The sequence below is a fragment of the Methylacidiphilum sp. Yel genome (assembly GCF_004421185.1).
In the GTDB taxonomy this organism is placed as follows: Bacteria; Verrucomicrobiota; Verrucomicrobiia; order Methylacidiphilales; family Methylacidiphilaceae; genus Methylacidiphilum.
The window spans coordinates 1-26658 of record NZ_LXQB01000030.1 but is presented as its reverse complement, the minus strand read 5'-3'; the positions used below and the strand labels follow the sequence as shown (position 1 = coordinate 26658).

25 protein-coding genes, 1 other RNA gene and 2 pseudogenes are annotated in these 26658 nt (G+C 39.5%); 14 read left to right on the top strand and 14 right to left on the bottom strand.

Going from position 1 to position 26658, the window contains the following annotated elements:
- Positions 1 to 184: 184 nt before the first annotated feature.
- Positions 185 to 1588 (bottom strand): dihydrolipoyl dehydrogenase, encoded by a 1404-nt coding sequence (locus A7Q09_RS05620; RefSeq protein WP_244228559.1) that lies wholly within the window; start codon positions 1586 to 1588, stop codon positions 185 to 187.
- A gap of 405 nt (positions 1589 to 1993) precedes the next feature.
- Here A7Q09_RS05620 and A7Q09_RS05615 point away from each other — a divergent pair, with 405 nt between their 5' ends.
- From A7Q09_RS05615 to A7Q09_RS05605, 3 genes are all read left to right on the top strand, one after another.
- Complete coding sequence (locus A7Q09_RS05615; protein ID WP_009061406.1) at positions 1994 to 2338, top strand: P-II family nitrogen regulator; 345 nt, start codon at positions 1994 to 1996, stop codon at positions 2336 to 2338.
- A 184-nt stretch (positions 2339 to 2522) separates the two neighbouring features.
- Positions 2523 to 3956 carry a type I glutamate--ammonia ligase gene (glnA, locus tag A7Q09_RS05610; RefSeq protein ID WP_208526690.1) on the top strand — a complete coding sequence of 478 codons (1434 nt, stop codon included), beginning with the start codon at positions 2523 to 2525 and terminating at the stop codon, positions 3954 to 3956.
- 815 nt (positions 3957 to 4771) lie between these two features.
- The gene (locus A7Q09_RS05605) at positions 4772 to 5974 is read left to right on the top strand and encodes a glycosyltransferase (RefSeq protein ID WP_134390302.1); all 1203 of its coding nucleotides are present in this window, start codon (positions 4772 to 4774) and stop codon (positions 5972 to 5974) included.
- Between the two features lie 183 nt (positions 5975 to 6157).
- Here the strand turns inward: A7Q09_RS05605 and A7Q09_RS05600 are convergent, their stop codons facing one another.
- The 5 genes from A7Q09_RS05600 to nrdR all read right to left on the bottom strand — a co-directional run bounded on the left by A7Q09_RS05600 (position 6158) and on the right by nrdR (position 10029).
- A complete protein-coding gene (locus A7Q09_RS05600) occupies positions 6158 to 6925 on the bottom strand; it encodes a phosphatase PAP2 family protein (protein WP_134390301.1) in 768 nt (255 codons plus the stop codon).
- Positions 6922 to 8124, bottom strand: a complete 1203-nt coding sequence (locus tag A7Q09_RS05595; protein WP_134390300.1) for a cysteine desulfurase family protein — start codon at positions 8122 to 8124, stop codon at positions 6922 to 6924. The genes A7Q09_RS05600 and A7Q09_RS05595 overlap by 4 nt, the downstream gene beginning before the upstream one ends.
- A 36-nt stretch (positions 8125 to 8160) precedes the next feature.
- Positions 8161 to 8958: a hypothetical protein gene (locus A7Q09_RS05590; protein ID WP_134390299.1), complete on the bottom strand. Its 798-nt coding sequence runs from the start codon at positions 8956 to 8958 to the stop codon at positions 8161 to 8163.
- A 203-nt stretch (positions 8959 to 9161) separates the two neighbouring features.
- Entirely contained in the window at positions 9162 to 9515 is a 354-nt protein-coding gene (locus A7Q09_RS05585; RefSeq protein ID WP_134390298.1) for a histidine triad nucleotide-binding protein, read from the bottom strand.
- A gap of 13 nt (positions 9516 to 9528) precedes the next feature.
- On the bottom strand, positions 9529 to 10029 hold the full coding sequence (gene nrdR, locus A7Q09_RS05580) for a transcriptional regulator NrdR (protein ID WP_134390297.1): 501 nt from the start codon (positions 10027 to 10029) through the stop codon (positions 9529 to 9531).
- A 138-nt stretch (positions 10030 to 10167) separates the two neighbouring features.
- Here nrdR and A7Q09_RS05575 point away from each other — a divergent pair, with 138 nt between their 5' ends.
- The 4 genes from A7Q09_RS05575 (at position 10168) to A7Q09_RS05560 (ending at position 12955) form a co-directional block, all read left to right on the top strand.
- Entirely contained in the window at positions 10168 to 10620 is a 453-nt protein-coding gene (locus A7Q09_RS05575; RefSeq protein WP_134390296.1) for a DUF177 domain-containing protein, read from the top strand.
- A 73-nt stretch (positions 10621 to 10693) separates the two neighbouring features.
- Entirely contained in the window at positions 10694 to 10885 is a 192-nt protein-coding gene (gene rpmF / locus A7Q09_RS05570) for a 50S ribosomal protein L32 (RefSeq protein ID WP_134390295.1), read from the top strand.
- 14 nt (positions 10886 to 10899) lie between these two features.
- Positions 10900 to 11943 carry a phosphate acyltransferase PlsX gene (gene plsX / locus A7Q09_RS05565; RefSeq protein WP_134390294.1) on the top strand — a complete coding sequence of 348 codons (1044 nt, stop codon included), beginning with the start codon at positions 10900 to 10902 and terminating at the stop codon, positions 11941 to 11943.
- The gene (locus A7Q09_RS05560; protein ID WP_134390293.1) at positions 11897 to 12955 is read left to right on the top strand and encodes a beta-ketoacyl-ACP synthase III; all 1059 of its coding nucleotides are present in this window, start codon (positions 11897 to 11899) and stop codon (positions 12953 to 12955) included. Before plsX ends, A7Q09_RS05560 begins: the two co-directional genes overlap by 47 nt.
- Here A7Q09_RS05560 and A7Q09_RS05555 read toward each other — a convergent pair.
- Both A7Q09_RS05555 and A7Q09_RS10960 read right to left on the bottom strand, forming a co-directional pair.
- A complete protein-coding gene (locus tag A7Q09_RS05555; protein WP_244228557.1) occupies positions 12932 to 13648 on the bottom strand; it encodes a M20/M25/M40 family metallo-hydrolase in 717 nt (238 codons plus the stop codon). The two genes, A7Q09_RS05560 and A7Q09_RS05555, sit on opposite strands and share 24 nt — an antisense overlap.
- On the bottom strand, positions 13645 to 14019 hold the full coding sequence (locus A7Q09_RS10960; protein WP_244228556.1) for a hypothetical protein: 375 nt from the start codon (positions 14017 to 14019) through the stop codon (positions 13645 to 13647). Before A7Q09_RS10960 ends, A7Q09_RS05555 begins: the two co-directional genes overlap by 4 nt.
- Positions 14020 to 14097: 78 nt before the next feature.
- Here A7Q09_RS10960 and purF point away from each other — a divergent pair, with 78 nt between their 5' ends.
- On the top strand, positions 14098 to 15552 hold the full coding sequence (purF, locus tag A7Q09_RS05550) for an amidophosphoribosyltransferase (protein ID WP_134390292.1): 1455 nt from the start codon (positions 14098 to 14100) through the stop codon (positions 15550 to 15552).
- 17 nt (positions 15553 to 15569) lie between these two features.
- Entirely contained in the window at positions 15570 to 16583 is a 1014-nt protein-coding gene (gene purM, locus A7Q09_RS05545) for a phosphoribosylformylglycinamidine cyclo-ligase (RefSeq protein WP_134390291.1), read from the top strand.
- A 794-nt stretch (positions 16584 to 17377) separates the two neighbouring features.
- Here purM and ssrA read toward each other — a convergent pair.
- Positions 17378 to 17755: a transfer-messenger RNA gene (gene ssrA, locus A7Q09_RS05540) on the bottom strand.
- 366 nt (positions 17756 to 18121) lie between these two features.
- Here ssrA and A7Q09_RS10465 point away from each other — a divergent pair.
- Complete coding sequence (locus tag A7Q09_RS10465; RefSeq protein ID WP_153300116.1) at positions 18122 to 18277, top strand: hypothetical protein; 156 nt, start codon at positions 18122 to 18124, stop codon at positions 18275 to 18277.
- A 374-nt stretch (positions 18278 to 18651) separates the two neighbouring features.
- Positions 18652 to 19002: a hypothetical protein gene (locus A7Q09_RS10955; protein ID WP_244228555.1), complete on the top strand. Its 351-nt coding sequence runs from the start codon at positions 18652 to 18654 to the stop codon at positions 19000 to 19002.
- Between the two features lie 416 nt (positions 19003 to 19418).
- Here A7Q09_RS10955 and A7Q09_RS11275 read toward each other — a convergent pair whose 3' ends face one another.
- From A7Q09_RS11275 to A7Q09_RS05520, 3 genes and pseudogenes are all read right to left on the bottom strand, one after another.
- Positions 19419 to 19508 carry a hypothetical protein gene (locus A7Q09_RS11275; RefSeq protein ID WP_347877500.1) on the bottom strand — a complete coding sequence of 30 codons (90 nt, stop codon included), beginning with the start codon at positions 19506 to 19508 and terminating at the stop codon, positions 19419 to 19421.
- A gap of 269 nt (positions 19509 to 19777) precedes the next feature.
- Positions 19778 to 20394 (bottom strand): annotated as a pseudogene (locus A7Q09_RS05525) (IS607 family transposase).
- A gap of 159 nt (positions 20395 to 20553) precedes the next feature.
- Positions 20554 to 21150, bottom strand: a complete 597-nt coding sequence (locus A7Q09_RS05520) for an HNH endonuclease (protein ID WP_039722117.1) — start codon at positions 21148 to 21150, stop codon at positions 20554 to 20556.
- A 273-nt stretch (positions 21151 to 21423) separates the two neighbouring features.
- On the opposite strand from A7Q09_RS05520, the gene A7Q09_RS05515 reads away from it, so the two are divergent.
- Positions 21424 to 24228 carry an MMPL family transporter gene (locus A7Q09_RS05515; RefSeq protein WP_134390290.1) on the top strand — a complete coding sequence of 935 codons (2805 nt, stop codon included), beginning with the start codon at positions 21424 to 21426 and terminating at the stop codon, positions 24226 to 24228.
- A 22-nt stretch (positions 24229 to 24250) separates the two neighbouring features.
- Here A7Q09_RS05515 and A7Q09_RS05510 read toward each other — a convergent pair.
- Both A7Q09_RS05510 and A7Q09_RS05505 read right to left on the bottom strand, forming a co-directional pair.
- Positions 24251 to 24895 (bottom strand): annotated as a pseudogene (locus tag A7Q09_RS05510) (L,D-transpeptidase).
- Between the two features lie 101 nt (positions 24896 to 24996).
- Positions 24997 to 25422 carry a DUF4870 domain-containing protein gene (locus A7Q09_RS05505; RefSeq protein ID WP_244228554.1) on the bottom strand — a complete coding sequence of 142 codons (426 nt, stop codon included), beginning with the start codon at positions 25420 to 25422 and terminating at the stop codon, positions 24997 to 24999.
- Positions 25423 to 25658: 236 nt separating this feature from the next.
- On the opposite strand from A7Q09_RS05505, the gene A7Q09_RS05500 reads away from it, so the two are divergent.
- Both A7Q09_RS05500 and A7Q09_RS11460 read left to right on the top strand, forming a co-directional pair.
- Positions 25659 to 25970 (top strand): hypothetical protein, encoded by a 312-nt coding sequence (locus tag A7Q09_RS05500; RefSeq protein WP_134390289.1) that lies wholly within the window; start codon positions 25659 to 25661, stop codon positions 25968 to 25970.
- Positions 25971 to 26108: 138 nt separating this feature from the next.
- A partial coding sequence (locus A7Q09_RS11460; RefSeq protein WP_394346622.1) for a zinc ribbon domain-containing protein occupies positions 26109 to 26658 on the top strand: 550 nt, incomplete at its 3' end.

The following is a 26658-nucleotide window of genomic DNA, read 5'->3' as shown; positions in this document are numbered from 1 at the left end:
AGAAAATTCCATGCGGTAAGAAGAAACTAGAAATTGATAAATCCTCATTAATCAGTCTTGCCTAGATTTATGCTTTTCTTGGTTCATGGGTGATCTTTTCTTATGAAAGTGTGAGTTCTCTCAATTCCAGATATTGTTAGTTGAACGCACCAAAACACTTAGCTATCTGCATCATCTAAAAAAACTAGGGAGAAAATGCTCTGGCTGCCTTATTGATTCCCTCTGAAATCATCGGATGAGGAAAGGCTACGCGAGCCAAAGCCTCTGCATCGAGTCCTTCTCGAAGCGCTAAAGCTAAAGGGGCTATTAATTGAGAAGCTTCGATACCACCAATATGAGCACCAAGAAGCCGCTTATCTTCACAATCAAAAATAAGTTTAATGAATCCCTCCGTTTCTCCTAGAATTTCTGCACGGGCATCAATAGCATACTCATACTTTATTACTTCTATCCGGTGCCCAAACATGTGAATGGCTTCTTCTTCAGTCAATCCAACACTTGCGATTTCTGGCTCTGTAAATACAGCATATGGCACACTTTTCCAATCCATTCTGGCAACTGATTGTCCGCCAGCTGCAATGTTATGGGCTGTGATTCGACTTTGAAGAACAGCCGAATGAAAAAGCATACTTTTTCCATTGACATCTCCAGGGGCATAAATATGAGGAAAATCATAAACCTGGAGCGTGTTAGTAACAGGTAGAGCCTTAGAACGTTGAAATCCTAAAATCTCAATTCCCTCAGGGCTAACACATTCTCTACCAGTAGCCATTATAACAAGATCTCCAAATAAGGACAATTCTTGATCGTTTTTAACATAAATAACTTCATAATTTCCCTCTTTACCTTTTACAGATTTTACTTGAGCTTCTAGTTCGATCGATATTCTGCTTTGAAGTCTTTGGAAGAGAAATTGAGAGAGTTCCTTGTCAAATCCTCCAATCAAGCTCTTTGAAAATTCAAGAATAGAAGGTTTAGAACCTAAATTTTCTAACATCGAAGCGACCTCAACCCCGATATATCCCCCACCAATGATGATGGGTTTGGTGGGAAAGGGGACTGAGGATTCTTGTTTAAACAGATCGTGAGAACTAACTGTTAGTTCAGCTCCAGGTATCTGAAGGGAATGTGGACGGCTGCCAGTTGCGATAATTAAATGTTTAAAAGTAGCATAAAAACTTTCATTTTCAGTACACACTTCAATTTTTTTATCATCAATAATTTTTCCAATACCTTTATAGAAGAGTATGCCAGACTGTTGAATCTCTGATTTATGTATTTCATATCGAGTTTTTTGGACACGATCTTTATGTGCAAGAATGCCATTCCAATCAACTTGAGGGGAAGGGCCTGAAAGTCCAAAAAAAGCATATTTTTTTGCATAAGAACGAATTAAACTAGCTTCTCTAACAGCTTTAGATGGGACACAACCTTCAGCCAAACAATTTCCACCGAGATTTCCTATAGGATCAATCATTAGCACTCTAAATCCAGCTTTATCCAAAAAAAATGCAGCCGGATAACCACCGCCACCAGCACCAATAATCGCGACATCAGCATTGAGTGTTTTAGCCATGGACTCGATCATAAATCAAAATTGTTTGAGAGCCAATTTTAAAAACGACTACTTAGGGAAATTTGTTCCATGAGGAACATTAAAGAGGAAGAAAAAAAGCAATATATTACTTCGCACAATATATGTTATGTAAAATTTACAGGGATTTCTTATCTGTTGCCGAAATCTAAATCATTGTTTTTATTTTTTAAAACCTGATACTTTTTTGTAAATCCCAAGAAAATCCTTGCTCATCCCAACAAAATGATCTACAAACACAATTGCTCAGATGTTCGGATGGTTGTGGAAGATGAGAGGAAATTAAAAACCTTGGTGGCATGGTTTTTGCTTACTAAGTTGGTGTTTTCTATCAATGATTGACTCAATAAGATAAAAAAACTATTAAATGTTGATAAGGAACGAACGAGGAGAATTCACATGGCTTTGTATAAAATAGAAGCAATCATAAAACCCTTTAAATTGGAAGAAGTTAAAGAAGCACTCACGGAAATTGGTATAGCTGGCCTTACGGTAACCGAAGTCAAAGGCTTTGGCCGTCAAAAGGGTCATACTGAAATCTATCGTGGCAGTGAATACACGGTAGATTTTTTACCAAAGGTGAAAATTGAAATAGTGCTTACGGAGGAGATTTTGCCAAAAGCTACTGAAGCAATCATTAAATCGGCAAAAACAGGAAAAATTGGTGATGGAAAGATTTTTGTTCTGCCCGTTACTGAAGCAATACGTATTCGGACAGAAGAAAAAGGTGAGAATGCTATTTGATTTTCTTCTAGTTCTCTTTTCTCAGTCTTAGAAATGGGACGTATGGATGTAATTCGATGTGTTTTTCTATCTCTAAATAATTGATTTTTTTTCTCAAAAATAATAATTCTCAAAGTCTTTGATCTAAATTTTCTTTTTGAAAGATATATCATAACAAAATCTAACCCAATCAGAGGAGGTAACGATGCCTGAATGTTATAGGAGGTGTACTACTGGAGAAGAAGTAATATCTTTTGCTCTGGAGCATAATGTAAAACTGGTTAATTTAAAGTTCTGCGATTTATTAGGAACTTGGCAACATTTTACAATTGGTTTAGACCTATTGACTCCTGAATCTTTCTCCGAAGGAATAGGTTTTGATGGATCTTCTATTCGCGGATGGCAAGGAATACAAGAATCGGATATGCTTGTAATGCCCGACCCATATACCGCCTTTATTGATCCTTTTATTGCCGAACCTACTTTGAGCTTGATCTGTTCAATATATGACCCAATCACTCTTCAGACTTATTCCAAGGATCCTCGTAGTATTGCCATAAGAGCTGAGGCTTATCTTAAAAGCACTGGAATCGCAGATACCGCTTATTTCGGTCCTGAAGCTGAATTCTTTATATTAGACAGTGTTCGATACGATAACCAAGCCAACTTCGCTTATTACGAAGTCGATTCTGTTGAAGGAATATGGAACAGTGGGAAAGAAAATGGACAGAACTTTGGATATAAAATACGCCATAAAGAAGGTTATTTTCCTGTTCCCCCTGCGGATACTCTGCAGGATCTAAGAGATCAAATGGTTTTGACACTCGAATCGATGGGGATCAAAGTCGAAAGACAACATCATGAAGTTGCTACAGCAGGACAAGCAGAAATAGATATCCTCTACAATACCCTGCTCCGGATAGGTGACGATATGATGATGTATAAGTATATAATAAAAAATACGGCCAGAAAATATGGTAAAACCGTTACATTTATGCCCAAACCTATTTTTGGGGATAATGGATCGGGAATGCATACCCATCAATCACTCTGGAAGGAAGGCAAACCTCTTTTTGCTGGAAACCGGTATGCAGGGCTAAGTGAAATGGCTCTTCATTATATTGGTGGAATCATCAAACATGCCCCTGCCCTCACCGCTATCACAAATCCAACAACAAATAGTTTTAAAAGACTTGTTCCTGGTTTCGAAGCACCAGTCAATCTAGCCTATTCTGCAAGAAATAGAAGTGCTGCAATTCGTATCCCTACCTACTCGGCCAATCCCAAGGCAAAGCGAATCGAGTTTCGTACTCCAGATCCTTCTGCCAATCCTTACTTAGCTTGTGCGGCCATGCTTATGGCAGGTCTTGATGGTATTCAGAATAGGATAGATCCTGGAGAGCCTATGGAAAAAAATATCTATGAGCTTCCTCCTGAAGAATTAAAAAACATTCCCAAAGTCCCCGATTCCTTAAGTGGTGCAATCGATGCCCTTGAGAAGGACCATGAATTCCTTATGAAAGGAGATGTCTTTACGAAAGACGCAATTGAAACACTGCTGACTTTACGCAAAAAGGACTATGATATGTTAAGGATCCGGCCTCATCCATTGGAGTTCTACATGTATTATGACATTTAGAGCTTAATAATAGGTGTGAGATCTTCCCAAGAATGAATTTGGGAAATGGCATAAGTGTACAACAAGGTTTGATTGCGTTTACTTTATCCATGTGCCTTTTTATAGGAACTGATCTATCACTTAATGTGCCATTCGATTCCTACCTTTCATTTCAACAGATACGGGAATGCTCGTTCGTAGTTGTCTAGATCCCCGTTAGGATCTCTTACACCGTAGAGAAGTACTGGCTACGGTATATGCAACGAGCTTCCCGAACTGTTCGGTAGGCATAAGAAATGATGAAGAAAGTTCTCTCTGCTCGTATGGCTTGTCCCCTGCCTTGACATGCGATAGCCTCCGGCTCTTCCAGGATAGCAAAGCAGGAAACCTTCCAACTTCTCCGACTGCCATGACTGTCATAATTGATCACGATTCCTTGACATATGCTAATTGCAATATGGATTGAATAGGGAGAAGAGATGCTCTCCATTGCCTCCTCTTCCAGTAGGTTATCTAGTTTTCCCAGGGGTACTTATGTCTTACTTTTCCATGTATATCGTTTTGCCATGTATATCAGAGAGACACTCCTAAGAATTACTTAAAGGTTAGAAAAAAAAATTTTTAACACTCCATTTGATCTCCCAATCATTAAATCTCTAATAACTTATGAATGAAAATAGAGATCCTCTCTTTTTTTAGAAGTTGAGGGAGAGGAAGAAAAAATTTTATGATCAAATCAAAATAAAAGAAAAATGATTTTTTAAAGTTGTTATCCTATAAAGATATGCCTAAAAAATGAAAGCACTTAAATTGTTTTTCCATTTATTGCGGACAAAATGGGAATAAAAATTTGCGACATTACACAGTTTTATGCCCCTGGTGGAGGAGTCAAAAGATATATAGACGAAAAGCAGGATTATATCCGTCAAAAAAAAGAAGATGAGCATTTTCTCATCATTCCGGGAGAAAAAACTTTCTCTATTCACGACCCCCCTATCCACATATTTAGTATTAAATCTCCTTTAATCAATCAGTTTTCTCAACATAGGATTTTATTGAACCTTACAGAAGTTACCGATCTCTTGCAGGAGATAAAAGCAGATATTATAGAAGCCGGGGATCCTTACCAATCTTCCTGGCTTGTTTCTTGGACTGCAAAAAAACTCAAAGTTCCTGTTGTTGGTTACTACCATTCTCATTTTCCTGATGCTTATGTTCGAACCTATTTTGGTTGGAAAAATTCTTTTTTAGAAAAGGCTTTTTTTACCTTCTCTCGGTGGTATGCAGAGGAAATTTACAATCAATTCGACTTTACTTTTGTCCCTACTCTTTCCCTTTTAAATTTACTACGAAGTTGGGGTATCAAAAACGGAGTCCATCTCAGCCTTGGAGTAGATACCAAAACGTTTACTCCTGAGCCCCCAAAAAACAACTATCGGTTAAAACTCGAAATTCCTAAAGATGCATTTCTGTTATTATATGTTGGCAGGTTAGCAAAGGAAAAAAACATTGGTTTATTGCTGAAAACATTTTTTTTTCTTCAGGATTATTCCTCTAAAAAAGACTATTGGTTATTGATTATAGGTGATGGCCCCTTAAGGAATGAGATTATCAAAGCGAGAAAAGCCTCTAATAGAATCTGTTGGATTCCAAGAGTAGATTCGAAAAAAGAACTTGCCGATTATTATCGGTCTGCAGATCTTTTTATTCATCCTGGAATCGTTGAGACTTTTGGATTAGTGACCATTGAAAGCCAAGCTTGTGGCTGTCCAGTTGTAGGATTCCGTGGAACGCATATGGAGGATTTAGTCGAAGAAGGATTCAATGAGTACTGGGCAGATAGAAAAGATTTTCGTTCCTTAGCCGAAGCTGTTGAAAAAATGCGAACATTAGATTTAAGAACAATCGGGAAAAACCTCGCGTTGAATGTTCATCAAAAATACAGTTGGAGAAGATCATTTGAAAAACTATGGTATTACTATTATGAAGCTATTTCGAATTCTTTCGTACAGAAAGGCGCTCTTAAATATGCTAGCTAAGCAGGTATTGTTTCTGTGAGAGAAGCTTCTCAAAAATTATGAAAAAAAATATCTATGATTTTCTTCACAAGAAATCAATTTAGCATCAATTTTTCATTTTTTCTTTATGAATAAAACCTTCAACCTGTCAGCCAGAGACTCCCCTTTTTTTCCAATTTTTTATAAAAATCAGATTTTCTTTTTTCATTTTTCAATTTTTTGAAAAGCAACTCCACAATTTTGGATTTCCGATTTACTAAATATGAATCCCAAGAGAAATCCGACAAGACCACCGGCTATAACATCTGAAAAATAATGCCTTCCTAATGCTATTCTGGACCAACAAACTAAAAGGGCCAAAAAAACCAGAAAATATCCTAACTTAGGCATTTGTCCTAAAAAACTAGCTGCTGTTGCCATGGAAGTTGCTGCATGCCCGGAAGGAAATCCATGGAACATAGTCAACCACTGGATGCCATAAAAGCCATCGACTAGAGAACCATTTGGGTGGATTCTTCGAAAACTAACAAGAGGCAAAGGAATATATCCCAATTCTTTTATGACTTCAGTTGCACTTGCCGAAGGCCGGGCTCGTCCTAAGATATTTCTTCCTAAATCAACCAATGCTCCAGCTATAAGGGCCGAAAAAAAACACCCAATGGCCACTTCTTTCAATTTCTCTTTTTTAAATAAAATTCCTAAAAAATAGATGCTCACGCAAAGAGGAACTGTTCCTTGAGGAAAGTCACCCCAATAACTTATTTTTTCAGCAAAAACGTGGAAAAGAGAATCTCCTTTTATTAAAAAAAAACTGTAAAATAGAAAATCAAGCTGAAATGCTAGAATAACACTTAAAAGCCAGACTAATGGAAAAGCTAATTTTATTGTTGGTGGTAGATTTTTAAGAACTTCGAAAACAGTTAAAAATTTCTTTTTTGAAAGTTGATAAAACCGAAAACATTCATTTTTCATTTGCTATTCTTTTTAGAGAGAAATTTTTTCCAACCAATAGACATCTCTCTGAGTTTGGTAACCACTCCGATATAAATATCAAGAAATCTTTCGATTTCTTCTTTGGTTGTAGTAATTCCCAAACTGATTCTTACACTGGACATTGCCTTTTGGTACTCCAACCCCACAGCTTTAAATACATGGGAAATTCTTAAATTTTTTTGTACACAGCTAGGCCCGCTTGAAAGCAAAACTCCTTTCATATCACAACTCAATACCTGTGCTTCTCCCCCAATAAATTCGGGACTAATATTCAAATTCTGAATGGAACGGTTTGGACCAAGCTGTGGACCGTTGAGAGATACCATCGGGATGCTAGCAGAAATTCTTTCCCAGATCATTTTTTGAAAATAACCAATTTTTTCTATTTTTTCTTTAAAAATTTTTGCCGTGATTTCAGCCGCTTTAGCAGCAGCCACAATGGAAGCCATATTTTCTGTTCCTCCCCATAACCCTAACTCTCTATTGAGCCCTGGAATGATCGGTTCTATTTCTATTCCTTGTCTGATATAAAGTATCCCAATTCCTTTGGGTCCGTTGAATTGATTGGGATTAAGAGCCAAAAGCGAAATAGGTATTTTTTTTAAGTCAATGGGAATCCAACCTCCGGCATAAGAACCATCACAAAAGAAAGCTATGTCTTTTTTTTCACAAATTTCAGCAGCTTCCTTTATCTTTTGAATGGTTCCTATTTCAGGATTAATCCATTGAAGACAGCAGAGGATGGTTTGTGGAGTCGATAACTCTTCGATTGCTTTGGGATCAATCATTCCATCCTTATCTACTGGTAGAAGGGTAAGTTGGGCACCCTCCCTTTTTAGTTTATCTAATAGCAATAAGATTGGTCTTTGTTCGATAGGGCTTGTCAGAATATGTTTGCCTTTGAGGAAATTTTTTCTCCAAAACCCTTCAATTCCAAGGATAATCGCTTCCCATATTCCACCAGTAAATACGAGTTCATCGGGAGAACATCCGATAAAAGAACTAAAAGATTCTAAGGCTGATTCCAAGGTCTTTTTTGATTGAATTCCTAGTTGATGTATACTGACGGGAGAAAAAGGTTCGAGGGAATAGTGATAGAAAAGTTCTAGAGCTTCTTTAAAAACAGGAGAAACAGATTGGTGATCCAAAAAAATTAGTTTGTCTATAAAACGCTCCATGTATTGAACTATTGATAACCATTATTCTAATAAAAATCATCGTTGTGTGCTGTCTAAGGTATATAAAGAAGATTTATGTTTTTTTACAGCTTTTGTATAAATAGGGCCAAACCAAGTATCTACTAAGCACAGACCAAAAAAAGCACCAAAAGGGATGGTATAATAAAAGGCCATTGTCAACGAATTAATGCCTAAAAGAAATGCTGAAGCAATCAAGTAATCAGTTTTTGCAAGGGCAAAAATCCTAAAGTTTTCTGGAAAATTTAAAGCGCAATCAAAAACATTTACCCCATCAAGCCACCGGCAACAAGCTACAGCGCAAAAAGGAATAACAAACCATAGAATTGGGGGAATGAAAAGGGATAAAAGACTAGGAGGTAATTCTAAAAGCTGGATAAAAATGTAATAAACAATCCCAATCCAAAGAATAGCAGGAAGGATAAGAGTTGTCAGAGCGATCGTCAATTTGGCGGCTCCTTCCCTAGCATAATTCCATAACAAAGAGAGTTTCCATTCTGGTAGTTGATTTAGCTTACCGGTTTTAGCTCTTCGAAGAACTTCAAAAGTAAAGCCAAGAGAAAACCAAAAAGTGCATACATTAATGATAAGAAGACCTAAAAAAGTGCTTGGTAATTTTTCATTACTGTATGAGGAACTTATTTTAGGAATTAACGCTAAAAGGAAAGGATTAATGAGAAGAAATCCTCCAATCAAAATCTTCATCCACCACCATGGATCAGAAAAGATTTGAGAGAAGCCCTTTTTAATATCCAGAAAAAAGGTCGATTTTTCTATTTCAGGAGTATCAGAAGTCTGAAAAGCTTCTTCATGCATAGTATAACTCCTCGATAAGTACTTTAGATCCCTAGATCTCTTTAAAAATTCAGTTTCAAAGATAAAAAAATAACTCTTTATTTTTTTTCCATCCAGGAAGATTAATCCCCATCTGGACTCTTACATTATACCTAATAGTCAATTAATTTTTCCTATTTGTCCTATTAAACTCTCCTCTTCGTATTTTTCCAACCAAAAAAACATTAAATATTGGTTCCTCCATGGCCCCAACCTAATGGTTCTCCTCCAATCAAATGAACATGGAGATGAGGTATGCTTTCTCCTGCATCTGGACCATTGTTGATAATGACTCTAAAGCCTGAATGAAAAATTCCTAGCTGAGTAGCAACTTTATTAGCTGTCAAAAGAAGATGTCCTAAAAGGGGAATATCTTCCTCTGAGGCTTCGCCAAGTCTAGGAATTTCTTTCCTAGGCACTATAAGAACATGCACTTTGGCTACGGGATGTATATCACGAAATGCAACGCATTGACTATCCTCATAGAGGATATCGGCAGGTATTTTCCTTGAGATGATTTGACTGAAAAGGGAAGGCATAGCACAATTTTTCCTATTGGGAAGCAGCTGGAGAAAGCATAGGAATATCTTTTGATCGAGCTTCATTCATTTTAAGTTCTGAAATGACGTTCATAAAATCTTCCGCATCGTGAAATTTACAATAGACAGAAGCAAAACGGATAAAAGCTACTTCGTCAATAGTTTTCAGTTTGTTCATGACTTTTGTGCCAATCAAATAGGAAGGAATAATGGAAGACTTTTCGGAACTACATTCTTCTATAATTTGATCAACGAAATCTTCAATTTGAGCTTGATCTATTGGCCTTTTTTCCAATGCTTTTTGAATTCCTAACATCAGCTTATTTCTATCAAAAGGTTCAATCAAACCGTTTCTTTTTTTGACTAACAGTTCAATTTCTTGGATTTCTTCATAGGTAGTGAATCGAAAACCACATTGTAAGCATTCTCTACGTCTTCGAATCGATCTGCCCTCTTTTATTGGCCTGGAGTCTATAACCTTATCCTCCATATTTCCGCATTTCATACATTTCATACTTGAAATGACAATATAATCATATTTTATTTAATTATTTAGATCAACCATTAACGCTATTTTTAAAATAGATAAAATTGACTATTTTACAAGCTTTTCGTGCTTTTTCCTACTTAAACCTCAACCCCTTTCACTTCTATGAAAATTCTTACTTCCATTCTTGCAGCAGAAACATTGGTGATTGATAGCTCCATGCATGCTTCCCTACTTGATTTAAAAGAACCCCATGTAAAAGAGCATTCCCCAATTCAAATACATCTCACCGCCTACAAAGATGAGGAAGAGGTATATTTTAATGGAAATTTAAAAACATCTGTGCTTATTCAATGTGGCAGATGCTGCAAATGGTTCGAATATCCGATCGAAATTTCCAATTTTTCAGTACAACTTCATGCCCCTTTTCCCGAGGTAATTGATCTATCCAGCAGAATTAGAGAAGATATTTTGTTGGCCTTGCCAATGATTGGTTTTTGTGGGCCTGAAGTTGCAAATGGTTGTTTTGGCAAGGAACTTTTTGAAGATCAACCTAAAGAGGCATCCATTCATGATGCAGGCATTTGGAAAATACTTGAAAAAATTATAAAAAGATAGACACTTTCGTTTTCAAAAAAATATAAAAAATATTTTAAAAGTATAGTTATAACTTTAAACCATAGGAAGATTTATGGGCGTACCTAAAAGAATTACTTCAAAGGCCAAAAAAAGATCAAGAAAAGCGGCCAATCGTTGGACCCCTCCAGGGATTTCTAAGGATAAAAAAACAGGAAACTGGGTAAGGTCTCATCATGTGGACCTAACAACGGGAATGTATAATGGCCGACAAGTTCTCACTCTAAAAACGAGTAATGAACATTAACTCAATGAGCACCAATGAAGATCGCTCTCGATGCCATGGGCGGAGACTACGCTCCAGATTCTCCTATCTCTGGAGCTATCGAAGCTCTCCATCTTTTCCCGGATATACATCTTATCTTGGTTGGCAATAAACCAATCATCAAAGAAATATTTTATAAAAAAAATGGACAGGATGTTCAACAACGAGTGGAATTTCTTCATACCTCTCAGGTCGTTGGTATGGAGGATCTCCCAATAGAAAGTGTTCGACATAAAAAGGATTCTTCGATTAGCCGATGTGTAGAGTTAGTAAAAAAAGGGGAGGCAGATGCCGTTGTTTCTGCAGGAAACACTGGAGCTGTTGTGGCTGCAGCTACAGTATACTTAAGGACTTTACCTGGAATATCAAGGGCGGGTATAGCCAGCATCATTCCTACTGAAAAAAATCCATTCATATTAATCGATTCGGGAGCAATTATCGATTCTACTCCCGAAAACTTATTGGATTTTGGGATTATGGGTAGCATCTATGCTAAAAAAATTCTTGGAGTATTCAATCCACGAGTCGGATTGCTTAGCATAGGTACTGAAAATGTCAAAGGCAATGAATTGACCAAAAGCGCTTTCAAACTTTTATCCAAATCTAATTTAAATTTCGTAGGCAATATTGAAGGAAGAGATCTTTTTGAAAATCCAGTGGATGTTGTGGTCTGTGATGGATTTGTCGGTAATGTCGTCTTAAAGACTTCTGAAAGTGTAGCTACTGCTATAGTCCGCTGGCTTAAAAGAGAATTTAAAAAAAATCCCATTCGTACCCTTGGCGCTTTTCTTGCCAAAGGAGCCTTTGAATCCGTCAAGAAAAAAACAAATTATGAAGAATATGGGGGAGCTCTTCTCCTGGGAATAAGGGGAACGTGTATCATTGCTCATGGATCTTCGACTCCAAAAGCCATTTGCAATGCTATACGTGTAGCGAGGGAAGCATTGATTCAAAATGTCAATCATATTATTATCGAAGAAATTAAAGCACATCATGAACTTATCGAAGAGCATAAAAGAACCTCTTTGCCAATTACCTGAGGTAGTTATTGTCGGTACCGGAACTTATTTGCCCTCAAAAATATTGACTAACTATGATCTTGAAAAAATGGTCGATACTACCGACCAATGGATTACGGAAAGAACGGGCATTAAAGAAAGAAGAATAGCAAATGAAAAAGAAACCCCTTCAGAAATGGGTGCAGAAGCAGCGTTGATAGCCTTACATAATGCCGGGTTAACTCCCGAGGATCTAGATCTAATTATTGTCGCTACTACCACTCCAGATACTATATTTCCTTCTACTGCTTGCTACATTCAACAAAAAATCGGTGCCCGTAGAGTACCTGCTTTCGATATCCAGGCTGCCTGCTCCGGTTTTATCTATGCTTTTGTCCTTGCTTCTCATATTGTTTCTTCTGGTTCTGCTAAATATATTCTTGTAATTGGTAGTGAGAAGCTCTCGACGATTGTTGATTGGACAGACAGAAATACCTGTGTTCTGTTTGGAGATGGAGCGGGTGCTGCAATAATAGCTGCCGGGAAAGACAAAAATAAGCGGTTATCATTTAATATTGGGGCCGATGGATCCCATTGGCAAACGTTATACATTCCCGCTGGCGGTTCTAAGCTTCCTTTAACCCCTCAAAACATAAATCATAAACTTCATTATCTCCACATGGTTGGTAAAAAAGTCTTTAAACTAGCGATTGATTCGATGGAACAATCCCTTTTGAGGTGTTTAAAAAATGCTGGACGATCTCTTGAAGACATCGCATGCATCATTCCTCATCAAGCTAATCTGAGAATTATTGAAGCACTTTCTCAAAGGCTTCACATCCCTAGTGAAAAGTTTTTTGTCAACATGGAAAAATATGGCAATACCTCCTCAGCCTGTATTCCCATTGCGCTTCATGAAGCTATCATGTCAAAACGGATTAAAGATGGAGACATTATTGTGCTCGTTTCCTTTGGCGCTGGAATTACATGGGGAAGTGTACTTTTCGAATATAAAACTAAAAAGAGAGTCTTAAAAAAGAGGAAACTGTTTTAATAGGCCAATAGCCTCTTCTTGGAGGTCGAGTAGCCTTTTTTTTCTCTGCCATCCAATAGCTTTCAACTCCCTTGGATAGCTAGCTAGCCATAGCAGAAAGGAGCAAAGAAATTCCCAATCTTTTATTGAGATAGATTCCATGGCAATCTGGTTGCCAATAGCCATATTATGGTAATTATCCATAGCTAAACAGAGTGCAGCTGATCGATATCCAAATTCAATAAAAGGAGTAGTTTCACAAGTTCCCCCTCCCATAAATTTCCTTTGATAGACAAACTCTGGATGTACTTTTCTGTAATCTTCTAAAGCTTTTTCAAGCCAGCTTACTACAGAAGCATCGAAAAGCCTTGTTTTATCCCCTACTCTTAACACTGGACCTTCATTCATAGATCCATATCCCTGAGCCATACTCGCTTCAATCGAAATCATGATCGTATTTTCTGGATTTAAAATCTGCCTTTTAAGAAAAGCTAAGGTTCCCAAAAATCCTATTTCCTCAGCACGACTAAAAAGTATGGCTATTTTGGTCTTTAGATTCTTTGAAAGTATCTGGATAAACATGTAAAGCAAGGAGCAAACTCCCACAAGATCGTCACAGGACCTGCCATAAAAAATACCATCTTGACTGAAAAATGGAGGAAGATCCCACATTCCAATCGAATTAGGTGGCGCTATGGGTTCGCATTGTATCAATTTAAATTTTCCTTTGTTCTGATAGCCTCTAATAACCGACTCTCCGACTCTTTCTCCATGATCCTGACTGGAAAAATCAACTTTGCTCCTTCTAAATAGGATTCCTTTACGCCTCCAAGCAAATAGATATGGCTTTGGCTGTCTGAATAAAATCCTGGATGATCCATGTGGGCAACAAATAAAAGAAGAGGCTTGTCTTTGTCGTCCGAAACAGAGTCTAACTGAACCAAAAGGTTAGAAAACGGATCGATTTCTATTTTTGATTGCGGATATTCGGATAAAATAGAATATATTTCCTTAGCAATGAATTTTTCATGCAAGGGGGCTGTTGGTAGGGAAAAAATTCTTTTTGCTATTTCTTCAAGTGTCATAGCGCGTTTTAATTTGCTTGCATTAAAAAAAGAGATTTTTAAAAACAGTAACCAACCTTCTGCTTAAAGTTGAATATAGTGGCTGACAACTCTCTTGGCAAAACGAAAAGCATGTATCCTAAAGAGGAATGCGGCGTTTTTGCTATTTATGGTCATGTCAATTCGGCGGAATTAACCTATTATGGATTATATGCTTTGCAACATCGTGGCCAAGAAAGTGCAGGAATAGCTAGCTTTGATCCTTGTCAGGCCCATTTTCAAGTTTGCCGGGGCATGGGACTTGTCTCTCAAGTTTTTGACAGTCGTTCCTTAGCTTCTCTTCAAGGCACAATGGCCATCGGGCATGTCCGTTATTCGACAACAGGTTCCAGCACTCTTTTAAACGCTCAGCCCATCGTAGTTTCTTGTTCGAAGGGCGAACTGGCTTTAGCCCATAATGGGAATATTGTCAACGCAGTTTCGATTCGACGAGAATTAGAAAACAAAGGTTCAATTTTTCAAACGACTTCTGATTCTGAAGTTATCCTTCATCTTATGGCACAGCCAGCACAAGAAGATACTTTCGGTAGTTTTCTCAATGCATTACAAAGAGTTAAAGGAGCCTTTTCCTGTGTTCTTATGACCACAAAAGGCATATTCGCATCAAGAGATCCTTTAGGGTTTCGCCCTCTATGCCTTGGAAAAATAGAGAACAGTTACGTTGTGTCAAGTGAAACTTGTGCATTCGATCTGATTCATGCCGAATACATCAGGGATATTGAGCCAGGAGAAGTGCTGTTTATTGGAGAAGAAGGGCTAAAATCCTATTTTATAAATGGATCCACAACCAAGAAAGCCTTTTGTATTTTTGAATATGTTTATTTTGCTCGTCCTGATAGCACCATTGCTGGGCTGAATGTAAGCAAAGCTAGAATTCAGATGGGTAAAGAATTGGCTAAGCTCTATCCGGTTGATGCCGATATTGTTGTTCCAGTCCCTGATTCGGGGAATTATGCAGCTCTTGGCTACGCAGAACAATCTGGTATTCCTTATTACCCCGCTTTTGTACGGAACCATTATATTGGAAGAACCTTTATTCAACCCACACAGCTAATTCGGGATTTTAGTGTTCGAATAAAACTCAATCTCATTCAAGAAGCTATTAGGGGGAAAAGAGTGATTGTGGTAGACGATTCGATCGTCAGAGGTACAACAGCTCGAGCCAGAGTAGTGAACTTGAGAGAGGCTGGAGCCAAAGAAGTCCATATTAGAGTCAGCTGTCCTCCCCACCGCTATCCTTGTCACTATGGGATCGATTTTCCTAATCCAAAAAGTCTTTTAGCTAATCAACTGGCAATAGAAGAAATCTGTAAGTATCTTGGAGCAGACTCTCTTGGATATCTCTCTCACGAAGCTCTCATCAAAGCATGCTTAGAGGCGAACACAGAGTTTTGTACAGCTTGCTTTACAGGCAGATACCCAGTAGATTTTGATCCCGATTTCGATAAAATGATTCTAGAAAGAAGGTCTTTCTTTGAAAATGTTACTAAATAATATTCAGTCTCGTCTCCATGAATCTTTATTCTCAAGCAGGTGTGGATCTCAAAGCAGCCCAGGCCTTTAAATCAACAATTCCAAAGTTAATAACCTCTACACAAAGAGCCGAAGTTATCGGGAGTTTTGGTGGGTTTGGGGGCCTTTTTTCTGCAGCTTTCCCAACTTTTCATCATCCAGTCCTTGTGTCAAGTATTGATGGGGTGGGAACGAAATTACTTATTGGCCAAATGGCCAATCGTTATGATGGTCTTGGCGAAGATCTTGTAAACCATTGTGTTAATGATATCGCCACTCTTGGAGCTGAACCGCTTTTTTTTCTCGATTACATAGGATGTGGAAAGCTAGAACCTTCGATATTAATAAAAATACTAGAAGGAATGGAAAGAGCCTGTAGAAATGCAAACTGTGCCTTGATCGGTGGAGAAACTGCTCAAATGCCTGGGATTTACAAAGAAAAAGATTTTGACTTAGTAGGTGCTATTGTAGGAGTCGTTGAAAAAGAGCATATAATTGATGGAAAAATGATTTCTCCAGGGGATCTGATCATTGGTCTTCCCTCCTCTGGCTTACATACCAATGGGTATTCTTTAGTCAGAAAACTTCTGTTTGCTCAAAAGCATTATAATCTTTGGGATACTCCTCCAGGTTTTAGCCGGCCTCTAGTCGATGAACTATTGGCTGTGCATAAATCTTACCTTAAAGAGCTCAAGCTCTTAAAAAAGCTTATACCCATTAAAGGTATTGCTCATATCACTGGTGGTGGGTTTTTTGAAAATTTGCCTAGAATACTTCCAGATGGAGTTGATGCTATTATTTATGCAAACAGCTGGCCTATACCTCCCATATTTTCTTTTTTGACAAGTCTTGGAGCTATGACGATCGAAGAGCAGTACAGTATTTTTAATATGGGAATTGGGCTTTGTCTTATTATTGGCCCTGAATCCAAAGAGGTATGTTTGAGTAATGTGGAAGGTTTTTTAATCGGACGAATAGTTCCAGGAACAAGGAAGGTAGAATTGAAAATATAGCGGGTTAGCTCTAAAGAAGCATGCATGCTTATTTTCTAGCCATTTTTTGAAGCTCAACTAAATAAAAGGTGGAGATAGCAAAAAGGAGAAGATGTTTTAAAAATCTAAAAGGCTAGCTGCTGCTGTGCGAGAAGGCATTATTTCCTGCCTCCTTATCCAAGCAAGCTTATAGATCTTTTTTTCAACCACTCCCCCCTTTTCATCTTTTCATCAATCCACGGGCACTGTTCGCTGTCCATTTCTTTCGTCTCTCTCCCAATTTTCTTATTAGAACGCTCGCAAAGCATATGCATTACATCCTTGTGGTAGTGTAGGTTTTTTTCGATTCTCATCGAATAAGGCTTCCGATTGTTCCAGGGGTCGATCTCCCCAACTCCACGGGTTTCTCGTCCATGTATGCTTACTGTAAGAATGCCTTTGCCATGATTTGCCCAAATAAACCCCTACGACTTACTTAGATCTATTCAACACTTCCTTCTTAGAAAATAAAAGTATTCGCATGCTTGAAGCTCGTTTAGCGTTTGTATTCCCAGTTCGAGGTTTTACCCGGTGTTTGTCTCCGTCATGGGTTGCCTGCTCAGAGAGACTGCGTACCTAGTCTTTTTATTTAAAGATTTGGTTGCCAAAGCGACAGCCAATTGCTGGGTGCCATAGCTCCTCTCTGTGGATCGATGGCCCCTTCTTACAATACCAACTTAAGATAGATGAGGTTCTCTTGAAACAGAGAACAGGAGAAGATAAGTAGAGAAGGGTTTTTGAAATAGACTTATTTTCTTTTAAAGAACATTAACAAATGGTGGAGGCGGAGGGAGTCGAACCCTCGTCTTCTCGGGAACTTGAAAATTGTCCTACAAGTTTAGTGGTTTTTTAATTAACCGTTGTAGGATCAAGGAACCACGAACCCATTTTCCTACAACGTGAACCTTTTTTTACTCGCGTTGAATAACAGGTTCAAATTATTCAACGCTTTCCGGCTTATTGACACGCCCTTTTCCACTCCGCCGGAGAAAGTGGAAAAAGACGCTTGCTACTATGTATTAAGCAGCAAGAGCCAATTCTTCGTTGGCACTTATAATTTAAAGCAGGTTTTTTTACGAGGCCAACCTACTTTAAGCCCTCGACTTGCACAATTTCCAAGTTCGAACCGGAGAATCGATTACCGGTACGCCCCCTCTTATGTAATAAATAATATATCGAAAGGGAGAAAAAAACCAATCAGTTTAATCAAAAATTTTTAATATACTATCTTCGATTCTACTATTTTGTCTTTTGCTTTTCAAACTGAATATATATTACCAATTCTGGGTATCCTATACTGAAGCATAAAATAACACCTAATGATCCTCATTAAGCTCGTTAGTTTTATTGGGCATTTTTTCTCATTACTCTTTACATTTGGAAATTTAAATGGTTCTTTCGTTGGCAGAGGGGAAAAGTCTTCCTTCTGATTCTTTTCTGGTTTTTGGTTAGAGAGCTCACAATGCTGTTTTTTTGCAATTTCATTTTCCATTTTTTGCTTATGGAGATAAGTTAAAAACATGGTTGGTAATCCCAAATGGCCTCCACAGGGAGACGACAATGATAAAAACATCATACGGCAACTTCTTTATCTATTCGCTCTTTTCTTCTTTCTTGCTTTGCTAAGAGTAGTAATGGGTATGATGATTGGTTTGCGGTTTTGGATCGGCGGATGAAAAGAGAATATAAAGATATATTTCTAACCTAAAGGAAAAAAACTTTTCCTTTAGGAATGAGTAAAGAAGCCAAGAAAAATGACTAAAATTAGTCAGAAAATCTCCCTATCCTTGTCTTAAAAGCCCCAAAACAGGATTATCCAAAAACTGATCGAGAAAATGATTTTGTAAATTACATTTTGTTTTTGATATATGACATCAAAATGAAATTCTATGTCTATTACTCGTTCCGAAAGCCAAACAAAGAACTTTGATAAAGATCCACTGAAGGCGTGTTGTTGCAAGAAAAGAGCTGGTACTAAAATTGATAAAATTCATGTATTGCAGAACGTGTAGATTTTATATTTCCAGAGGTCATATTTCCTTCAGAAAGAGTGTTTAAAATCGCTAGGGAAGAGCTTCTTAGAAAACTAGTTCTCAAGCATCATGAAAATTTGCTAAAAAGCCAAATTTTCTATCTTTTGCCAACCGATAAAGCTGAGATGGAAAAATTGGTAAAACCTTCGGCTGATTTTGTGGCAGAGATGTGTGGGGGACCATCATATTATACTGCGTCTAGGAGAGAGTCGAGGATGCGCTCCCTCCATTTTTCAGTAACCATAGACGAAAAAGCAAAAGAAGTATGGTTTGCTTGCTATAAGTACGCACTCAAAGAAGGTAATTTTCTTTTCTCAGTTCTTAAAGAATTCTGGCAATGGATCAAATCTTTTTCTATTCGAAAATAAAAGAACCACTCTTGAACCTCCTCGTCGCATTCCGTTTCGTAACACAGGTACGAAGCTGACTTCCTGCTTCACCGATGCTGGTTTCACTTGGGCCTTGCGACCCGAGCCAGAGCCTTCCTCTCCACAGGCTTCGCATCCGGACGGCTCTCGCCGTAGGGCCGCTTAGGGCGGCTAATCCATACGACAGGAAATTGCTGGCCGCATTCATTCCTGGTCCTGAGGGTTCCACAGTCCGGACATCGCCACTCTCGAACAGCCAGAGGCATTTTTTCCTGCACCGTCTCGCCAGTCGAACAGGTCTTGCTGGACGGAAACCAGAGGTCAGCCACCACCACAAGCCACCTCTCCACTTTGCCTTGTATTCCAGTTGCCGCCGAAAATCGAAGAAACCCATGTCGGATAGAGAGCAGACCAGATTACAGGTTCTTCACCATGCCGCCCACGTTCAGCTCTTCGACGACGACGGGGTGAAATCGTCGCCTGAGCTCTGTCGCAAGCTTGTGCAAGCCCTCCTGCCAGATATTAGCAATCCTGGCATGCAGCCTTGCAAGCCCAAGCCTTAGCTTTGGTCCGATTGGCCGACCCCTTTTTCTTGCGCAAAAGACTTCTAGACAGTCTCCGCAATCGCTTGAGCAAGTTCTTGTGTGGCTGGGGACCGATGAGCTTTTCTCCGGTAAAGCGCGTTGTCATGCCAGAACCCCTAAATGCTTGGCAAGCCACATATTGCCTCTGCCACTGGGCCAGCGCCCAGTTGTAGGTTTGATGGGCAACGATCTTAGCTGGGATTCCTCAAGGGCTTTTTTGTCGCAAGCAGCTTCTGATGCTTGCCTGAGCGGCTGCCCTGCAGCCGGGTGCTGAACACGGGGATGCTCTCCAGCACCTCCTTAGCCAAATCTTTTTCGAAGGTCGTCTCCTCACCCTGGCTAAGGATCACAACCTCAACTCCCTTGGCTTAGCAAATGGCGAACACCAGTTCCACGCCAAAGCCCATCAGCCGGTCTTTGTAGGTGATGACCAGGCATCCGACTTCACCACCAATGGGGTCTCCGGGAGCCGTTTCATAGCCTTCTTGTGGTAGTTCATTCCAGAGCTCATGTCGGCAATGACTTCGAACATCCAACCTTGCCGGGCGAAGTAGCGTTCGAGCAGCTGCTTTTGCCGCTCCAGCTCATCCTTCTGCTCGAAGCTGGACTCACAGGCGAAGGCGATGGTACGACGTGCCACCTCCAGCGCATAAAATTGATCTGGCCGAAGCCGCGCAAGATCGTAGTGATGCGGTCCACCAGCCGTGCGTTCAAGAAGCTTGCCCTCATGCACCAAGCGCCGCATCTTTTGCGGTGCGACCCCCAGGAACTTAGCCGCTTCTTGAATGCTGATGAGTTTGAGAGACATGCTCAAAATATATATCTTTGCGCAAGAAAGTGCGACTTAAATTGAAACTTTTCAAGCCCTTTGCAGAGATTAAAAATTTCTTTATTGCCTAATTGCTTTTAAAGAGATCCGTCTTTAATTACATTGGTAGAAATGGATTAATTTTATTAATCTATTTCATTATTCAGTAATATTGACTTCCCAACTGTTGATATCCAAAAACTTTTCCCAAGATTCATCGATGGGAAACTTTCCGGCAATAAAGAGAGGACGCCATTTAGGCTTTTTCGGCTTCTTAAGTAACTTCATTCCAGCTTCTTGAGGTGTTCGATTTCCTTTTTTGCTATTGCATCGAATACAGGAACAGACCACATTCTCCCAAGTTGTTTTACCGCCCCGCTCTCTAGGTATCACATGGTCTAAATTTAGATAAGAGGGGTCAAATTTTCCCCCACAATACTGACAAAGATACCCATCTCTTTCAAAGACATTATGCCTAGTAAATTTAACTTCCTTCATTGGAACTTTTTCAAAAAGGAGCAGTAAAATAACTTTTGGTACCCTGATTTTAAAAGAAACTGTATGAACTACATCGCTCCCATGGTATGCTTGAGAATGTTCTTTCCATTCAAAAAAATCCAAGGTATAAAAATCATCTTTGTTTTTATGCACCACGTAAGCATGTCCACAATAAAGAAGATTAAAAGCCCTACGGGCTGTGCACCAATTAACGGCTTGCCACAGCCTGTTAAGAATAAGAACACTGGAATTCAAAATGTCCCTTGAACTTTGTTGCAACAATCCAATGTGTAATTTGTGAACGTGTTGGTGTCAAGAATCCTTTTTGTTCATTAGAAGAAGAATTATTCTAAAAATTACCCCCCTCTTTTTCTACTTGCCTATGATTTTCAAAAACAATAAATATTATAATAACTTTGATAAAAAAATATTAATCTTTTTAATGATCCTACAAAGGCTATTCTTGAATCCCATTTTTTTGGAGTGTAAAAAATAATTCAATGATGTAAATGCTTGTTTCATTACCTCTCAATGAAAAAAAACTTAGAAAATTTTCTGGCTGGGCTTTTGCACAAAACCTGCCTGCATTGCCGAATAGTTATTCTACTATTTCTTGGCCTAACAGGATTATCCATATGGATTCTTTCTACGCAATTTAAAGTCATTAACGACACCAATGCCTTGATTCGAAAAGATTCTCCCATTCATAAGTATTATTTGGAATATCGGAAGGAATTTGGCGTTGCTGAAGATTATGTCGTGGTGATCCATGGAGATGATCCAGAGGCAAATAAAAAAGCTGCTCTAGAAGTTGGGAAAAAGCTTAGAGAACTTGCTCCCTTGGTGCAAAATGTTAGAGATAGACTTGATCTTTCAAAACTAGAAACCCATCTTTTGCTTTATCTATCGCTCGATGATCTTAAAAAAATCGATTCCGAAATTGACGGCTACGTCAAAGCCCTTAAAGAACAACCTGAAATAAAGCTCGATCTGAACACTATTTTGAACCAGGCAAATGAAAAATTCCAAGAATCTTACCTACGAAAACACGAAAACTGGAAAGAATTTATTCCTTTTATCGACCGGTTTATTTCAATTTTGAACCAGCTAGCTGATCAGCTCGAGCAGAAGCCAAACTATCAAGTAAAAGTACAGAAATCTTCGCTCCAGCTTCAGGACAAAGACATGTCTAGTCTAAGAGTTGAAGACATTCGGTCTATTCTAGAAGATCATGAATTTCTTTCTTTCGAAGATGGCAAACTTGTCCTTGTGACTGCTTCTCCAGGCAAAGGAGCAAGCGATGGGAAAAAAAGAACAGAAACGATAAAAAAAATCCGAGAAATTATTGCTGATATTGGAATGGAATACCCTTCGCTATCAATCGGTCTGACTGGAGAGCCGGTACTTGAAGATGACCAACTACAGGAAAGTTCGAAAGATAGCCTAAACTCAGCTCTTCTAGCTTTCAGCCTTGTTAGTTTCCTTTTTTTTATCAGCTATCGTGAAATCCTTCGTCCTGCTATCGGTTTGATTGTTCTGGCAATGGCTTTGTGCTGGTCTCTGGCTTTTCCTATGGTAACCATTGGTCATCTGAACATTATTTCTGAAGCTTTTGTAGCCATGGTAATAGGGATGGGAATCGATTTTAGTATTCAGTACATGAGTAGATATGAAGAAGAAATTTCTGGAGGAAAAACCATCCTAGAAGCTCTTAAAACAACTTCCAAACACACGGGAGCTGCAATCTTTACAGGCGGATGTACGACAGCCATTGCTTTCTTTACCATGTGTTTTAACGATTTTATTGGGTTACAGGAATTCGGGATAGTTGCAGGATTTGGTATTCTCTTTTGCCTTTTAAGCAGCCTAACTCTTCTACCAGCCATGTATTTCTGGATCGATTCTAAAATAGGGCTTAACAGAATCCGGCAGTCTACAATTAAAACCACCTGGACAACACCTCAATGGTTTAACACCGTTCTGTTTTTTTCTCCTAGAGGCACTTTGACGCTAGCGTCACTGGCTACTGTTTTCTTTGCGTTTATGATTCCAAAAGTGGGATTTGACTACAATCTTTTGAATCTTCAAAATCAAAATCTCGATTGTGTCCAACGAGAACTAGAGCTTCTTAACTCACCTTCTCGGGGGATGATTTCAGCCTTATCCGTCGCCGATAACGAAGAAGAAGCAAAAAAAAGAGCCAAGGCTTTTGAGGCTTTACCTTCTGTTGCCGAAGTCCGTACGTTGACAACTATTTTTCCTGAGCAACAAGAAGAAAAACTTCAAATTATTAGAAATATTGTCGATAAACTTAAGGATGTCCCTTTAGACTCCTCGAAAAAAGAAGTCAACGCTGATAGACTGAAAAAGGATATCGACGATCTTCTCCAAAAGTCTGAAGAAGGCTATAAAACAGCACAAAAATTCGTCTCAATTGCCCCTCAGGCAAAAGAAGCTGTGGAAATTTTTTCAAAACTTATCCCTGCTCTAAGCCGTATTCAAAAGCAAATGAACAAGCTTCCAAGAACTGAATTAAACAAGCGACTTAGTAGAGCCCAATTTGAAATCTTTGGTACCATGGAAAGTGGACTGCTATGGTTAAGATCACAAGACACTTCTAGAGGAGTCACCAAAGAAGACCTTCCGAAGGAGGTTCTGGAACGATTCCTTTCTCCTCACGGGAAAATTCTCATTGAAATTATTCCTAAAGAAAATGTATGGGAAAGGAAAGCTGATGTGCAATTCGTTAACGACATTCGTAAAGTTGATCCAAAAGTTACTGGAACTCCCGTTCAAAATTATGAGTATATAGAGCTTTTAAGAAAAAGTTATACGGAAGCTGCTCAATGGGCATTCGTAGCTATCGTTATCCTTATTATCTTGAGGTTTCAAAACCTCCTCTATTCTATTCTAGCTCTTTTTCCCCTCGTTTTGGCTGCTATATGGACCTTGGGATGGATGGGTTTTTTTAACATTCCTTTTAATCCCGCCAACATTATTACTTTACCTTTGGCTATCGGAGCAGGGGTTGCTTATGGTATCTATACAGTTGATAGATATAGTGAAGATGGGAATGCTCAGCTTTTTTCTACAAGTACAGGCAAAGCTATTCTCGTTTCCGGCCTCACAGCTGTCATCGGGTTTGCTTCTCTACTCATAAGCTCTTATCAAGGACTGTACAGTTTAGGTTTGGTTATGACGATAGCTATTAGTTTTTGCTTAATTACAAGCCTGATTATCCTGCCACAAGTGTTTTATTTGATGAGTAACAAGAAAAAAAAAGATAACGAGCTGATGATTGATCTTCCAGCCGAAGAAACTCTTGCGAATAAATAACATGTTGAGCATTAAGAATTTTCTAATAAGGACTAAATGCTTTTTCTGATACCAAAAGAGAGGGAAGCGGATCAGGCTTTTTATAACTTTTGGGCTGTTTGAGCTTTCTTCCTATCCTTTTGTCCTCTGCCTGCGTCCTAGCAATCACTATTGGAGTCCCGATGTCAACTAGCTGGTAAAACTTTTCAGCTTCTTTCCATTCAAGCCGAATGCAGCCATGACTTCTTGGAACAGGCCATACATAGCCTTGATGAATATAATAACCAGGTAAAAATTCTACGGCATAGGGCATCGGATAACCAACATATCTCCATCCGGCTCCAGGTCGCCCTGAAATATCTGATGGAATATATTTTCCATCTTTAACCCAAAATCCGTAACTGGAGGATCATTTCCTTTGTTGCTTATCTAGTACTTTGAAATGGCCTGTTGGAGTCGTATCTCCCTTCCCTGTGCATACATGAGTAGCAAGAACGATTTTTCCATCTTTTACAATATAAAGAGCTTGATGATTCAAAGAAATTTTTACGACTGTATGCCCAGGATGCCCTTTTTGAACATTTTCTTCTTTGCCAAAAATATCCAAAAAGTCATCTAAAGAAATGGCTTTTATAGGACAAGAGCAAAAAAGAAAGAATAGTGAAAAAAAGAGAATCAAAAATCGCATCATATCGAAAAACAAAGGAACAGAAATAGAATATCGTATGCTACGGGATAAGTTCCAACCTCAAGAACCTTTTGGCAAAAGAAAAAAAACAAGCCTTCTATTCAAGAAACCAATCTAAAAATATAGGGATAATTATAAGTTTTCCCTCTGGATACAGCGATTGAGGCTGAAATCATCGTCCAAATTACAAAGATCCCTAAAAAAAGTATAAGAAGATAACCGATCAACACAGAAAAGAGGAAGAGACAAATCAAAAAATAAACAGTAAAGCTGATCTGTGCATTCAAGGCTTCTCTAGCCTGCATTTTAACGAAAGGATCTTTGGCGAGCAAAAAAATGGTAAGTGGCACTAAAATTTGTCCAATCGCAAAAAAATATCCAATCAAAGGAGCTAAGTGCGCCAAATGGGCAAGGTTTTTGCTTTCTGATGAAATCATCTCTGTAAACAAATGGGACGGATTGAGCTGTTTTTCAAACGTTTTTTTCTGAGCAATCAGCCTGTTTGTAAGCAGTGACGATCTGTCCATAGGGTCGATTCATCTTAAGAAAAAGTATAGAACTGACTCAAATAGCCACTTTTGGGTAGGTTTCTATTCCATTCCATTCCTTTCCTTTCCATTTGGTATATCCACAAACCCAGTCAGCAGTTTTTTCCCCTCGTTTTCAACAAATTTGCGCGGGAGTCCCCGCCTTTCAAGGCGGGGAGGGATAGCGCCGCCGCGCAGCGGCGATGCTTTACAACTGAAACATAATACTCGTGAACATGAATGAATTGCCAGCCACCCAATCACTGAGGTGCAAACTGAACCTCCTGCTCACTAAAGAGCAGGAGGAGGCGGTGCGGCGCACGGCGTTGGCTTACCGTAACGCCCTAAATCACGCATCCACTGTCGCTTTTGTGGGCGGGAAGATATCGCAAGACATGAAACTGCAAAGGCTGGTGTACCAGGATTTGCGCGAGTGGTTCGGGCTGCCAGCTCAAATGGCATGCAACGTGCCCAGGCAAGTGGCTGCGGCCTACAAAACCCTCTGGGAACGCGCCAAATCGGGCGCGGCCCATAAAGCGAAAGGCTGAATCGGCCCGGCGCCATAAAGGTCTCGACAAGGCCATCGAAAAGGCTTTGGACCGGAACCCGCAGGCCTCCATCACCACGGTCAAGGGTGTGGACATGAACCGCCGGAACATCGCGGTGGAATCCAATACCCTAGGCAAATGTCGTTTTTATCCTGGTGGACACCGAAGGCACCTGGCCAAGTGCGTGCTGCCAGTAGACGAAGTGCGCTGCAAGCGAAGGGCACTCGTGGAGCCAAAGCGGATTTGCGGCGATTGGTGCGACGAGAAAGACTACTGAACGCAGACACGGCGCACTGTGTGAGCAAGGCCATCGCGGAGCCCCACGCGATGGTTGGCATGGAGTGGCTGAAGGCTATCCGTCATCGAACCGAGCGCAGACAGTCGGAGAAGGTTTCCGTCAAAAGCTGCAAGGCCAACCGCAAGGGGAGCACTTGGGGTTTTGCGGAGCTGCAGGCCAAGACGGCTTACAAAATCCGGCTGTCGGGCGGAGTGCCGGATTGGGTGGATGCGGATTCCTCCAGCCAGAGACGGCCGGTTTGCGGGCATGTTGGGCGGGAGAATCGGCCCAATAAGGGACTGTTGTTTGTATGCGCCCATTGTGGGTATACGCTCCATGCCGATTTAGTGGCTGCCAGAAACATCAGCATGCGAACGCTTTTCATCTGGCAAGACTGGATGAGGACGGGGC

Coding starts and splice junctions, on each gene's coding strand:
- A7Q09_RS05590 (WP_134390299.1), bottom strand. CDS start 8,958: ATGCATGAAGAAGCTTTTCAGACTTCTGATACTCCTGAAATAGAAAAA.
- A7Q09_RS05575 (WP_134390296.1), top strand. CDS start 10,168: ATGAAAATTCTTACTTCCATTCTTGCAGCAGAAACATTGGTGATTGAT.
- plsX (WP_134390294.1), top strand. CDS start 10,900: ATGAAGATCGCTCTCGATGCCATGGGCGGAGACTACGCTCCAGATTCT.
- A7Q09_RS05515 (WP_134390290.1), top strand. CDS start 21,424: ATGAAAAAAAACTTAGAAAATTTTCTGGCTGGGCTTTTGCACAAAACC.
- A7Q09_RS10465 (WP_153300116.1), top strand. CDS start 18,122: ATGGTTGGTAATCCCAAATGGCCTCCACAGGGAGACGACAATGATAAA.
- A7Q09_RS05620 (WP_244228559.1), bottom strand. CDS start 1,588: ATGATCGAGTCCATGGCTAAAACACTCAATGCTGATGTCGCGATTATT.
- A7Q09_RS05595 (WP_134390300.1), bottom strand. CDS start 8,124: ATGGAGCGTTTTATAGACAAACTAATTTTTTTGGATCACCAATCTGTT.
- purM (WP_134390291.1), top strand. CDS start 15,570: ATGAATCTTTATTCTCAAGCAGGTGTGGATCTCAAAGCAGCCCAGGCC.
- nrdR (WP_134390297.1), bottom strand. CDS start 10,029: ATGAAATGTATGAAATGCGGAAATATGGAGGATAAGGTTATAGACTCC.
- A7Q09_RS05605 (WP_134390302.1), top strand. CDS start 4,772: ATGGGAATAAAAATTTGCGACATTACACAGTTTTATGCCCCTGGTGGA.
- A7Q09_RS05600 (WP_134390301.1), bottom strand. CDS start 6,925: ATGAAAAATGAATGTTTTCGGTTTTATCAACTTTCAAAAAAGAAATTT.
- rpmF (WP_134390295.1), top strand. CDS start 10,694: ATGGGCGTACCTAAAAGAATTACTTCAAAGGCCAAAAAAAGATCAAGA.
- A7Q09_RS05500 (WP_134390289.1), top strand. CDS start 25,659: ATGAATGAATTGCCAGCCACCCAATCACTGAGGTGCAAACTGAACCTC.
- A7Q09_RS05560 (WP_134390293.1), top strand. CDS start 11,897: ATGAACTTATCGAAGAGCATAAAAGAACCTCTTTGCCAATTACCTGAG.
- A7Q09_RS05585 (WP_134390298.1), bottom strand. CDS start 9,515: ATGCCTTCCCTTTTCAGTCAAATCATCTCAAGGAAAATACCTGCCGAT.
- A7Q09_RS05615 (WP_009061406.1), top strand. CDS start 1,994: ATGGCTTTGTATAAAATAGAAGCAATCATAAAACCCTTTAAATTGGAA.
- A7Q09_RS05505 (WP_244228554.1), bottom strand. CDS start 25,422: ATGGACAGATCGTCACTGCTTACAAACAGGCTGATTGCTCAGAAAAAA.
- A7Q09_RS10960 (WP_244228556.1), bottom strand. CDS start 14,019: ATGACACTTGAAGAAATAGCAAAAAGAATTTTTTCCCTACCAACAGCC.
- glnA (WP_208526690.1), top strand. CDS start 2,523: ATGCCTGAATGTTATAGGAGGTGTACTACTGGAGAAGAAGTAATATCT.